Genomic DNA, 12707 nt, shown 5'->3' with positions numbered 1-12707 from the left:
CAACGCAGGAATACGGCGTTTACGCGGGTACGACCGCAAACGGCTCCTGCACTATTCCTACAGCGAGCGTTGCCCGTATCGGTCAGGACAACGACCTGAGCAGCAACACCCAAGGCGCTATCGGGCCGAATACGGCGTTTGGCTATTATCAGCCCGTCACCGGACAGCCTGTTCCGTCCTATACGCTCGCATCACTCCCAACCAGTGGCACCGAGGGCCAGCGCGCTTACTGCATGGATTGCACGCTCAATTCAGTGGCTGGCGTCGAGGTTCATTGGAGCGCATCGGCTGCCAAATGGCTGAGTGCCGGGAATATCGCCGCCAGCAAATGACATTCGCGCTGATGCAGATACATCGCCGCCTCCGGGCAGTTTTTTTATATTTGGAGACCTGAACGGTGGACTGGACAACTCTGTTCCAATCAATCCTGCCATATCTGCCTGCTCAGATCGCGGGCAATTTCACGGCCATTGCGGATGGAACGGACACGTCAAACACTGTCCTCCCCGCTAAACCGGCAAGCTAAAGGCAATCAGCTATGACCTGCCGCTCACCAGCGTGGATCGTGCGTTTTGGCGACAACAGTGCCGAGCTCACCAGGAGCGTCGTCCGCTCATGATCAACATCGCGTCCCTGTGGGAAACATGGAGCGGCCCAGGAGGTGCCATTATCGGAGGGTTCCTCACCTGGGGTGGAACGGTGATCCGTGCGCGTTTGCAGGCACAACGTAACCGCTTGGACGCAGGACAGCAGGCCCTTACTCTCGTCGAACAAAGCCAAAAACAGCAGGCGATGCTTTCAGCAGCTCTTGAACGATCTTTGGCTAATGAGCTCTCTGCTCGTGCGCGGGAGGTGGCGACCGGCGATCTTCTGCAGGAGATCCACATAGACCTGGTCGGCGCGAGGCTTAGATGTCACGATGTCGAAATGCGCTTCGGACTACCACCAACCGACTTCCCCCTCATCCCAGCTTTTCCATGGCGAGTAACACCAGAGAGCCCCGTTGCCTAGTCGAAAGAGGGCGATGGAGCCGCGCAGGACGCGGTGTCTAAAGCACCCTTAGACAGCGTTTGAAGGGGTGTTTGATCGGGCTTGGAATGTGGGCGATTGTCTCGAACGGAGTGGTCAAAAAGGGTTCCAACTCCAATGTCCCGCTGTTCCAAGATCGATGTCCCGCTACACCGGAGCGTGAGGCAGAGCCTCGTCAAACCCCCCACCCGGCTTGAAACAGCCGGGCAGGGGAAAAGGACAAAGCCCCGTGGTCTCAGAAAGCGCGTTTGAAGTAGGATTGGAGGGGCGCCACATCCAGCCCGCCATCCTTGATGGCCGAAATGGCATAGATCGCCGCACGTGCCCCGGCAAGGGTGGTGAAATGCGGCACACCGCCAAGCAGCGAGGAGCGACGGATATCGAAGCTGTCGCGCACGGCCTGGGCGCCCTGCGCCGTGTTGATGACCAGCTGCACGTCACCCGAGCGGATGGCGTCCACGCAGTTCGGGCGGCCTTCCAGCACCTTGTTCACGCGCTTGACGGGAATGCCTGCCTCTTCAAGGCGGGCAGCCGTGCCGCGTGTGGCGAGAATGCTGAAACCCATTTCGATCAGCTTGCGTCCAAGTGCCTGAACCTGCGTCTTGTGACCGTCGCGCACCGAAAGAAGCACCGCACCCGACTGGGGCAGAACCACCCCGGCACCAAGCTGCGACTTCGCAAAAGCGCGCTCGAAGCTGCTGTCGAGACCGATAACCTCACCCGTGGAGCGCATTTCCGGACCGAGAATGGTGTCGGTATCGGCAAAGCGATGGAACGGGAAGACAGCTTCCTTGACAGCCACGTGCGGAGAGATGGCGTCGCCATCGAGCTTGAAGCTCGAGAGTTTGGCCCCTGCCATCACGCAGGCCCCGATCTTGGCCACCGGCACGCCGGTCGCCTTGGCAACGAAGGGCACCGTACGCGAGGCGCGCGGGTTCACCTCGAGCACGAAGACTTCCTGATCCTTGATGGCGTATTGCACGTTCATCAGGCCCACAATGCCAAGCTCACGGGCCATGGCTTCGGTCTGGGCTTTCAGCTCGGTCACGATAGCCGGTGAGAGTGTATAAGGCGGCAGCGAGCAGGCAGAGTCACCGGAATGGATGCCGGCTTCCTCGATATGCTCCATCACGCCTGCAACATAGACATCCTGACCGTCGCAGATGCAGTCCACATCGGCTTCGATGGCGTCGTTCAGATAGCGATCGAGCAGGATCGGGCCATTGGCGACTTCGGCACCCGCCAGCAGGAGGGTGGAGCGCAGGTAACGCTGCAGCCCTGCCGGGTCGTAAACGATCTCCATCGCGCGGCCACCCAGCACATAGGACGGACGAACCACGACAGGGTAACCAACCTTTTCAGCGACGCCCTCGGCCTCACCCGGGGTGCGGGCAATGCCGTTCTCGGGCTGGCGCAGGCCGAGCTTGCGCAGCAGGGCCTGGAAGCGCTCGCGGTCTTCCGCACGGTCAATGGCGTCAGCCGGGGTGCCGAGCAGCGGGATGCCGGCGGCTTCCAGCGCACGGGACAGCTTCAGCGGGGTCTGGCCGCCATATTGCACGATGCAGCCCAGAATCTCGCCACCAGCCTGCTCGGTGCGGATGAGAGAGATCACATCCTCATCGGTCAGCGGCTCGAAATAGAGACGATCGGAAGTGTCGTAATCGGTCGAGACGGTCTCGGGGTTGCAGTTGACCATGATGGTCTCGAACCCGGCCTCACGCAGCGCATAGGCGGCATGAACGCAGCAATAATCGAATTCGATACCCTGACCGATACGGTTGGGACCGCCACCGAGGATCACGATCTTCTTGCGGTCCGTCGGACGGCTTTCGCATTCCGGCACACCGAACCCGCCTTCATAGGTCGAGTAGAGGTAAGGCGTGTCAGAAGCAAACTCGCCCGCGCAGGTATCGATGCGCTTATAGGCGGGCGTCACAGCGAGCTTGAGGCGGAATGTCGTCACTTCCTCGACGCTCTGTCCCGTCAAGCGGGCAAGCTGGCGGTCGGAGAAGCCCTGCGCCTTGATGCGGCGCAGATTGCGAGCATCCTGCGGCAGGCCATTGGCGGCAATCTCGTTTTCTGACACCACGATGTCGTGGAGCTGGCGCAGGAACCACGGCTCGAAACGGCAGGCGGCGTTGATGTCCTCAAGCGAAAGTCCGGCGCGCATGGCCTGTGCGGCCATGAGAATACGTTCGGGGCGCGGCTCGGAAAGCGCAGCGCGATAGGCATCGAGCGAGCCATCGCCCGGCGCTTCGACAGGATCGAGGCCCGTCAGCCCGGTTTCCATCGAGCGCAGACCCTTCTGCAGGGCCTCGGCGAAGGAACGGCCAACCGACATGGCTTCACCCACCGACTTCATCGAGGTCGAGAGCAGGGCGGGGGCACCGGGGAATTTCTCGAAGGTGAAGCGCGGGATCTTCACGACAACGTAGTCGATGGTCGGCTCGAAGCTGGCAGGCGTCGTGCCGGTAATGTCGTTGGCGAGTTCGTCCAGCGTGTAGCCCACAGCCAGCTTGGCTGCGATCTTGGCAATGGGGAAACCCGTTGCCTTGGAGGCCAGCGCGGAAGAGCGTGACACGCGCGGATTCATCTCGATGACGACAATACGCCCATCATCGGGGTTGATGCCGAACTGCACGTTCGACCCGCCGGTTTCGACACCGATCTTGCGCAGACAGGCGATCGAGATATCGCGGAGCTTCTGATACTCCTTGTCGGTCAGCGTCAGGGCCGGGGCAACGGTGATGGAGTCACCCGTATGCACGCCCATCGGGTCGATATTCTCGATGGAGCAGACGATGATGCAGTTATCCGCCTTGTCGCGGACGACTTCCATCTCGAATTCCTTCCAGCCCAGCACGGATTCCTCGATCAGAACCTCGGTGGTGGGGGAGGCATCGAGACCGCCGGCCACGATCTGGTCGAATTCCTCACGGTTATAGGCAATGCCGCCACCGGCGCCGCCCATGGTGAAGGAAGGGCGGATAATGGCGGGCAGGCCCACTGATTCCAGCGCCGCGCGGGCTTCTTCGAGCGTGTGGGCGATGGTGCTGCGCGGGGATTCCACGCCGATTTCGTCCATGGCCTCGCGGAATTTCTGACGGTCCTCGGCGCGGTCGATGACTTCAGCATTGGCGCCGATCAGCTCGACATTATGCTTCTTGAGGAAGCCCGACTTGTCGAGCGCCATGGCGGCGTTGAGCGCCGTCTGGCCACCCATTGTCGGCAGAACCGCGTCAGGCTTTTCCTTGAGGATGATGCGCTCGACGAATTCCGGGGTGATCGGCTCGACATAGGTGGCATCGGCCAGACCCGGATCGGTCATGATGGTGGCCGGGTTGGAGTTGATGAGGATGACGCGATAGCCTTCCTCCTTCAGCGCCTTGCAGGCCTGCGTGCCGGAGTAATCGAATTCACAGGCCTGACCGATCACGATAGGGCCAGCGCCGATGATGAGGATCGACGAGATATCTGTACGTTTCGGCATGGATCAGGCTGCCTTCTTGTCCATGAGCGCGACGAAACGCTCGAAGAGATAGAATGAATCCGACGGGCCGGGGCTGGCCTCGGGGTGATACTGAACCGAGAAGGCATCGAGCTTCGTGCTGCGGATACCCTCATTCGAGCCATCGAACAGGCTGGTATGGGTGATGATCACGTCCTCGGGCAGGGATTTGTCATCCACTGCAAAGCCGTGATTCTGGCTCGTAATCTCCACGCGGCCCGAGGCGAGGTCCTTGACCGGCTGGTTCGCGCCGCGATGGCCGCGCTCCAGCTTGAAGGTCTTTGCTCCAAGTGCCTGCGCCAGAAGCTGGTGACCGAGGCAGATGCCAAAGACCGGGATATTGGCATCCAGCACGCCCTTGATGGCGGGCACCGCATAAACGCCGGTTGCCGCCGGGTCGCCGGGGCCGTTGGAGAGAAACACGCCCTCAGGATTGTGGCGCAGGATTTCCTCGGCCGTTGCGGTGGCAGGCACCACCGTCACATCACAGCCTGCGGTCACGAGGCAGCGCAGGATGTTGCGCTTGGCGCCATAATCGACAGCGACCACACGGCGGCGCGTGCTGCGCTCGGCAGCGGGCTTCTGCCACACGCCCAGATCCCAGCTATAGCTCTGGGCGCAGGTCACATCCTTTGCCAGATCCATGCCTTCAAGGCCGGGCCATGAAACGGCCTGGGCGCGCAGGGCGGCGAGGTCGAACTGGCCATTCTTCGGGAAGGCGAGCACGGCAGTCTGCGGGCCGCCATCGCGCAGGCGGCGGGTGATCAGGCGTGTGTCGATGCCGGCAATGCCAGGCAGGTTCTGGCCGATCATCCACTGCGCGAGCTTCTGGGTCGAGCGCCAGTTGGCGGGCAGGGTAACGTCTTCCTTCACCACCACGCCACGTGCGGCCACGCGCTGGGCCTCGTCATCCTCGGCGTTCGTGCCGACATTGCCGATATGGGGGAAGGTGAAGGTCACGATCTGCCCGGCGAAGGACGGGTCGGTGAGCGTCTCCTGATAGCCGGTCATGCCGGTATTGAAGCAGAGCTCGCCAATGGCTGCGCCATCCGTATGGGCGCCAAAGCCGACGCCCCACAGAACGGTGCCATCAGCGAGAACGAGGGCGGCATTCGCGCCGTCAGGGCAGGTCTCTGTCATTGTCGGGGTTTCCTCCTGAGGCGTCTGCGGATCGAGGTCCGAAAGGGAAATGCCGGGCAGGCGCAGCAATGCGGCCCAGTGCTTGCCGGGAATGGCACGCGACTGGCGCCATTTGCGAATGGCCTCGGTGCCAACGCCGGTCAGGCTCGCCAGCGCCTCGGCGCCACCGGCCTTCTCGATGATCTCGTCGATATCCATACCCGTCTCCCTTGCGTCCTTTTCCACTCGGACGCTCGCGTGGTTGGTGCTAGATAAGCCCTTGAGACGAGATTGGGAAGTTTTTTCCCACTCACATGCGTTGCCTGATATGTGGGAAAAATATTCCCGAAATCATGTGGCGTGATCCGAAAAAGGAATGAGACAATGTCCCTGAGAGAACAGATCTCCGCCGATCTCAAGACCGCCATGAAGGCCAAGGAAATGGATCGCGTGGCCCAGATTCGTGGCATCACGGCCCGTATCAAGGATCTGGATGTTGCAGCGCGTGCCAATGGCAAGGAAGTCGATGACGAGGACATCCTCCCGATGCTGCGCAGCATGATCAAGTCGCGCACCGAGTCCGCCACGATGTATCGCGAAGGCGGTCGTCCCGAACTGGCGGAAAAGGAAGAAGCCGAAATCGAGACGATCAAGACCTATCTCCCGCCCGAGATGGACGAGGTAACCCTCAATGCCGAGATCGACGCGGCGATTGCCGAGGCTGGTGCGACCAGCATGAAGGAGATGGGCAAGGTCATGGGCGTGCTCAAGGCCAAGTTTGGCAGCGCCCTCGATATGGGTCGCGTCAATCCTGTCGTCAAAGCCCGTCTGTCCTGAAGGCAGGCTGAACGATGGCGTTCGATCCCGGTTTTCTGGACGAGCTGCGTGCCCGCACCCCGATTGCAGCGGTGATCGGGCGCCGCACCAAGCTCAGCCGTTCAGGCCGCAACTGGAAGGCATGTTGCCCCTTCCATGGGGAAAAGACGCCATCCTTCTATGTCTATGACGATCACTTCCATTGCTTTGGCTGCGGCGTGCATGGCGATGTGATCTCCTTCGTCATGCAAAGCGAGGGACGCAGCTTTCCGGAGGCTGTCGAGCAGCTGGCGAATGAAGCCGGGCTCGACATGCCCCGGCAGGACCCCCGGCAGGAGGCCCGATCGCGCGAGGCGCGATCTCTTGGCGATGTGCTCGAGGCTGTACAGAACGTCTATCGCCAGGCGCTCTATGCGCCTGAAGGGCGTCAGGCACTGTCCTATCTCAGGCGACGCGGCCTGACCGAGGCAACGATTGAGCGCTTTGGCCTTGGCTGGGCGGGCGAGGAACGGGGGGCGCTGCTTCAGGCATTGCGCGGGCAGGATATTACGGCCGAGCAGCTTTTGCAGGCCGGGCTGATGCGTGTAGATGAACATGGCGCACCGCGAGGCGAGCTGTTCTTTTCGCGTGTCATGTTCCCTATCCGCGACCGGCGGGGCAGGCTGATCTCATTCGGTGGACGCACTCTTGGCGATGCTCAGCCTAAATATGTGAATGGCCCCGAGACGGCGTTGTTCTCGAAGCGGCGCGCACTCTACAATCTCGATCAGGCCCGTAATGCCTTGCGCGATCCGGCACAGAAGCTGGTTGTGGCTGAGGGCTATATGGATGTGATCGCCCTCGCACAGGCCGGGTTCGAGGCGGCGGTTGCGCCGCTCGGCACGGCGATGGGTGTTGAACAACTCGAGCTTCTGTGGCGCGAGGCCTCGCATCCCATCCTGTGCCTTGATGGCGATGCTGCCGGGGCGCGGGCGGCGCTTCGTGTGGCTGAGTTGGCCCTGCCTCTTCTGACACCGGAGCGCAGTCTGCAATTCTGCCGCCTCGACCCCAAGGATGACCCGGACAGTCTGATCAGACGCGACGGCCCTCAAGCCATGCGTCAGGTGCTTGATGGAGCAACCTCTCTCGCGGACGAGCTGTTCCAGCTCATGCAGGCCGGTGTGAAGCAGGATGTGCCCGAGCAGCGTGCAGCGCTGAAAAAGCGGCTGGAGGCCTCTGCCGCACTGGTGGCGGACAAGGACCTTGCCGCTGAGTACCGGCGCGCCCTGATGGAGCGGTTCTTTGCATCGTCACGTCGGGGCAAGGGGCGGGGTGGGCCTTCACGGCCGGATTCCGGCAAGAGCCGGGTGCGCAATATTGCTGTAGGGGACGGGGCTGGAGAGCGTCTGCGGGTGCTGACGGTTCTGGTGCTGCGCCACCCGTCCATTCTGCCGCAGATCGAAGACCCCTATGGCCGCCTCGATCTGCTCCATCCGCTCGATGAGATCCGCGACACGATTCTCGACTGGTTTGCCGAAATCGGTTCGCCGGACCTCCTGACAGAACAGAATGCCCTTGCGGCGCTCGATCATGAGGGGCTGGGCGATGAGGCCCGGCAACTGATTGCGCGGGGCGTTGTGCCCTCTGCGCAAGCCGAAACGGGCGGACTTTTCAATCAGGCCCCGCTTCAGCAATGGTGGCATTTTTTCGGCTTCGTAAATTTCCCGATGTTTAAGAGAGAGGTGGAGCGCGACACCCTTGCGGCTCTCGCAGATCCAGCGGCGCGAGATGGACTGCCCCAGTCACTACTCGTGAGGCTGCAGGTGCTCGAGCGCCTGCGCCGCGGCGAAGAGGGCGATGACGCAGATTGACGATGCAGGTTTCGTAACGCGAAAAGAGCGCCCCCGGCCCTTGACTTCGTGGCCCGTATCGCCCACCTGCACGATGCCGAAATTGCTGGCGCTCGCGCTGGTGGATCGCAAATGAAAGACAGGTCGGCCTCAGGCTGACGGGTGGGGCGGCGTTCTGTGATTGCAGAGCGCTGGCCAAGCGCGTTTCTTTCATGGCTGGTTTTAAGTGCGGCGTTCGATAGGGCGTGCGGGAGCAGGGAGTAGGGTATGGCGACGAAAGCGGCCACGGGAACGGAGCGGAACGCGCAGGACCAGGACGGCGATACCAATGTCCTCGACACGCAGTCCGGTGCCGTCAAGCGGCTCATCGCCAAGGGACGCGAGCGCGGTCACATCACGTTTGACGAGCTGAACGCTGTCCTGCCGCAGGATCAGATGTCCTCCGAGCAGATCGAGGACATCATGGCGATCTTCTCCGAGATGGGGATCCAGGTCGTCGAGAATGAGGAAAACGAGGACTCTGACGAAGCCGAGGAGAAATCCGAGGAAAAGGAAGAGGCCGAGGAGTCCGAAGAATCTCCTACTGGTAATGTGAGCGAAAGCGCCGGTCGTACAGATGATCCGGTGCGCATGTATCTACGCGAGATGGGCTCGGTCGAGCTGCTGTCACGCGAGGGCGAAATCGCCATTGCCAAGCGGATCGAGGCGGGCCGCGATGAGATGATTGGCGGGCTGTGCGAAAGCCCGTTGACCTTCCGCGCCATTATCTCCTGGCACGACAAGCTCAAGGAAGGCGAGATGTTGCTGCGCGACATCGTCGATCTTGAAGCCATGCAGGGAGGCCCCTCTGAAGAGGAAGCCGCCGAGAGCGAAAACGCCGAAGAGAACGAGGACAATCTCGACGAGGAGCCGGCAAACGAGGAAGGTGGCGACCCGGAAAGCTCCGGCCTGTCGCTTTCAGCTCTCGAAGAGAAGCTCAAGCCCGAGATCCTCGCACATTTTGAGGCTATCGAACCGCTTTACGACACGCTGCGCGCGCTTCAGGTGCGTCGCATCGAAACGCTGACCAGCGGATCCGAGACCAGCGGCTCTTCCGAGCAGGAATACGAAACGCTTCGTATGGAACTCGTGAAGATGGTCGAGCAGGTCCATCTGCACAACAACCGTATCGAGGAGCTGGTGACCCAGCTCAAGGTTCAGTTCCAGCGCCTGAACAATCTCGAAGGTCGCATGCTGCGTATGGCCGAGGGTTGCCGCGTCTCGCGCGATGACTTCCTGCAGAAATATCGCGGTTACGAACTCGACCCCAACTGGCTGGCCTCCGTCTCGGCGCTGCCTGGCAAGTCGTGGAAGAACTTTACCACGCGCTACGCCGAGCAGATTATCGATCTGCGTAACCAGGTGGCCGATCTGGCGCACAGCACCGGTCTGCCGGTCGGTGAGTTCCGTCGCGTCTATGCCGTGGTGTCGCGTGGCGAGCGCGATACGACGCGCGCCAAGAAGGAGATGATCGAGGCCAATCTGCGTCTCGTGATTTCCATTGCCAAGAAATACACCAATCGCGGCCTGCAATTCCTGGATCTGATCCAGGAAGGCAATATCGGCCTCATGAAAGCGGTGGACAAGTTCGAGTACCGTCGTGGGTACAAGTTCTCGACCTATGCGACATGGTGGATCCGTCAGGCTATTACGCGCTCGATTGCCGATCAGGCCCGCACCATTCGTATTCCGGTGCATATGATCGAGACGATCAACAAGCTCGTGCGCACCTCGCGCCAGATGTTGCACGAGATCGGACGTGAGCCCGCACCTGAAGAACTGGCCGAAAAGCTGGGTATGCCGCTTGAGAAAGTGCGCAAGGTGCTGAAGATCGCCAAGGAGCCGATCTCTCTCGAAACCCCGATCGGTGACGAGGAAGACAGCCATCTTGGTGACTTCATCGAGGACAAGACGGCGGTCATTCCGCTGGATGCCGCGATCCAGACCAATCTGCGCGAAGCAACCACGCGCGTTCTGGCCTCGCTCACCCCGCGTGAAGAGCGTGTGCTGCGTATGCGCTTTGGTATCGGCATGAACACCGATCACACGCTTGAAGAGGTGGGACAGCAGTTCAACGTGACCCGCGAGCGTATCCGCCAGATCGAGGCGAAGGCGCTGCGCAAGCTCAAGCATCCGAGCCGCAGCCGCAAGCTGCGCTCCTTCCTCGACGATAACTGATCGGCGGGAACGGCTCATGGAGCCCTGGCTTGAGACGGTTCCGGAGCGTCCCACGACCGAAGTCACGGTCGAGGTGACGTTCCTCGAACGTCTCAGGCCGCCACCTTCGGCCCATATCGGCTGGCCTGAAGGCTATCACATCGAGCGCTGGCATCCGGATGTGGATGATTATCTGGCGCTCTACCGTCTGATCGGCGCTCCGCATTGCTGGTGGATGCGGTACATGATGCCTGCTGACACCCTTCATCGCATCATCGCTTCACGCCATACGGAAATCTGGCGTCTGATGGGGCCGCAGGGCGTGGCCGGTTTTTTCGAGCTTGATATGCACAAGCCGGAAACCCCTTATCTGTCCTATCTCGGGCTCGTGCCAGGCGCGCAAGGCAAGGGGCTTGGTCGCAAATTGCTGGCGGCTGCCATATCTCATGGCTGGCGCAAGGTTACGCGGGTCATGCGGGTCAATACCTGCACGGCCGATCACCCCAATGCGCTCCCCACCTACAAGGCTGCGGGCTTCGTGCCGATCATGGTCGAGGAAGAGCATTGGGCGGTGCCCGACGATCTTGGCCTCACCCTGCCGGCCCATCTGCTCCGCCCCTGAGCGCACCCATCGCTTGGACAAATAGGCGGGAAAGCAGGCTGTCGCTCGCACGGAAGCGTTCCGAGGCAGGAAAACTCTTGCCCCCGTAGGGACGTATGTGCTTTATGCCGCCTTTCCCTGCCGGACGAAGGCATCGTCCCGGCTATACCCGAGCCTTGTGGAAGAGGCGCTGATCCGACCGGTCCCGGTCGGGTGGTTGGGTTGAAGCAATCCGAAGGGAGCTCATATGCCGTTGTACGAAAGCGTGCTCATCGCACGTAATGATATCTCGCAGGCGCAGGTCGAAACCCTCGTCGAGCAGATCGAAACCCTCCTCACCCAGGATGGCGGTTCCATCGAGAAGCGCGAATTCTGGGGTCTGCGTTCGCTCGCATACCGCATCAAGAAGAACCGCAAGGGCCACTATGTCCTTCTTGGCCTGAATGCCCGTCCGGACCAGATCCGCGAGCTGGAGCGTCAGCTGAGCCTGAACGAAGACGTTCTGCGCGTTCTCACGCTGCGCGTTGAGGAAATCACCCAGGACCCGTCTCCGATCCTGTCCCGCAAGGGCGATGATCGTGGCGATCGTGGCAATTTCCGTGGTGGCAACTCCAAGCCTGCTGGTCGTTTCGACAGCGGCCGTGGCGGCCGTCGTGGCGACGATCGTGAAGAATACCGCGCCCGTGAGGGTGCCGAGATGGATGCGGAGTAATCGCGATGTCTGACGAGAACACCAACGAAATCAACCCGGCCGCCCGTCGCATTGCCGTCGGCGCCCGTCGTCCGTTCTATCGCCGCCGCAAGTCCTGCCCGTTCTCCGGCCCCAACGCGCCGAAGATCGACTACAAGGACGTGCGTCTGCTGAGCCGCTTCCTCTCCGAGCGCGGCAAGATCGTTCCGAGCCGCATCACGGCGGTTTCGGCCAAGAAGCAGCGTGAGCTGGCGCAGGCGATCAAGCGCGCCCGCTTCCTTGCCCTGCTCCCCTACGTGATGAACTGAGGAGACAGGCATGTCACAGACTGAAGTCATCCTGCTGCAGCGCGTTGAGCATCTGGGCCAGATGGGCGATATCGTCCGCGTGAAGCCCGGCTATGCCCGTAACTTCCTGCTGCCCCAGGGCAAGGCGCTCCGCGCCAACGCCCAGAACCGTCAGCGCTTCGAGACCGAGCGTGCGCAGCTTGAGGCCCAGAACCTTAAGCGTCGTGAAGAGGCCGAGCGTCTTGCCGAGCGTATGCATGGCCTGAGCGTTGTCATCATCCGCCAGGCTGGTGACAGCGGCAGCCTCTACGGCTCCGTCACGACGCGCGACATCGCGATTGCCGTGACGGCTGCTGGCCTGAGCGTCAGCCGCAACCAGGTGGTCCTCGCCGAGCCGATCAAGCTGCTGGGTCTGGTCGAGGCACGCGTTGCCCTCCACCCGGAAGTGTCGATCCCGGTTACGGTCAACGTGGCCCGTTCGGAAGAAGAAGCCGAGCGTCAGGCACGTGGCGAAGCCATCGTCGCTGAAGAGGACGAATACGTTCTCGAAACCGAAGTCGAGGGTGAAGACGCCGCGGCTGAAGGTGAAGTCGAAGGCGCTGCTGTCTGAAAAGACGTATCGCTTAGCGAT

11 protein-coding genes are annotated in these 12707 nt (G+C 61.5%); 9 read left to right on the top strand and 2 right to left on the bottom strand.

From position 1 onward, the window contains the following. Both ED655_RS11940 and ED655_RS11935 read left to right on the top strand, forming a co-directional pair. On the top strand, window positions 1-332 hold a 332-nt coding region (locus tag ED655_RS11940; protein WP_162993503.1), incomplete at its 5' end, for a hypothetical protein. Window positions 333-615: 283 nt separating this feature from the next. Then, window positions 616-1011, top strand: coding sequence for a hypothetical protein (locus tag ED655_RS11935; protein ID WP_122050311.1), 396 nt, complete (start codon window positions 616-618; stop codon window positions 1009-1011). A gap of 253 nt (window positions 1012-1264) precedes the next feature. On the opposite strand, the gene carB is transcribed toward ED655_RS11935, so the two are convergent. Next, complete coding sequence (gene carB, locus ED655_RS11930) at window positions 1265-4519, bottom strand: carbamoyl-phosphate synthase large subunit (RefSeq protein ID WP_122050310.1); 3255 nt, start codon at window positions 4517-4519, stop codon at window positions 1265-1267. Window positions 4520-4522: 3 nt separating this feature from the next. Beyond that, window positions 4523-5875 (bottom strand): glutamine-hydrolyzing carbamoyl-phosphate synthase small subunit, encoded by a 1353-nt coding sequence (gene carA / locus ED655_RS11925; RefSeq protein WP_122050309.1) that lies wholly within the window; start codon window positions 5873-5875, stop codon window positions 4523-4525. Window positions 5876-6040: 165 nt separating this feature from the next. Here carA and ED655_RS11920 point away from each other — a divergent pair, with 165 nt between their 5' ends. The 7 genes from ED655_RS11920 (at window position 6041) to rplI (ending at window position 12686) form a co-directional block, all read left to right on the top strand. Then, the gene (locus tag ED655_RS11920) at window positions 6041-6493 is read left to right on the top strand and encodes a GatB/YqeY domain-containing protein (RefSeq protein ID WP_122050308.1); all 453 of its coding nucleotides are present in this window, start codon (window positions 6041-6043) and stop codon (window positions 6491-6493) included. A 14-nt stretch (window positions 6494-6507) separates the two neighbouring features. After that, complete coding sequence (gene dnaG / locus ED655_RS11915; RefSeq protein ID WP_122050307.1) at window positions 6508-8322, top strand: DNA primase; 1815 nt, start codon at window positions 6508-6510, stop codon at window positions 8320-8322. A gap of 246 nt (window positions 8323-8568) precedes the next feature. Continuing rightward, a complete protein-coding gene (gene rpoD, locus ED655_RS11910; RefSeq protein WP_122050306.1) occupies window positions 8569-10518 on the top strand; it encodes an RNA polymerase sigma factor RpoD in 1950 nt (649 codons plus the stop codon). A gap of 16 nt (window positions 10519-10534) precedes the next feature. Further along, window positions 10535-11119: a GNAT family N-acetyltransferase gene (locus ED655_RS11905; protein ID WP_122050305.1), complete on the top strand. Its 585-nt coding sequence runs from the start codon at window positions 10535-10537 to the stop codon at window positions 11117-11119. Window positions 11120-11345: 226 nt separating this feature from the next. After that, complete coding sequence (rpsF, locus tag ED655_RS11900) at window positions 11346-11810, top strand: 30S ribosomal protein S6 (RefSeq protein ID WP_023977643.1); 465 nt, start codon at window positions 11346-11348, stop codon at window positions 11808-11810. A gap of 5 nt (window positions 11811-11815) precedes the next feature. Further along, a complete protein-coding gene (rpsR, locus tag ED655_RS11895; RefSeq protein WP_023977644.1) occupies window positions 11816-12097 on the top strand; it encodes a 30S ribosomal protein S18 in 282 nt (93 codons plus the stop codon). Window positions 12098-12107: 10 nt separating this feature from the next. Continuing rightward, on the top strand, window positions 12108-12686 hold the full coding sequence (rplI, locus tag ED655_RS11890) for a 50S ribosomal protein L9 (protein WP_023977645.1): 579 nt from the start codon (window positions 12108-12110) through the stop codon (window positions 12684-12686). Window positions 12687-12707 lie beyond the last annotated feature (21 nt).

The organism is Asaia bogorensis (assembly GCF_900465345.1).
Lineage (GTDB): Bacteria > Pseudomonadota > Alphaproteobacteria > Acetobacterales > Acetobacteraceae > Asaia > Asaia bogorensis_A.
This window is presented reverse-complemented; position numbering and strand designations above follow the sequence as displayed.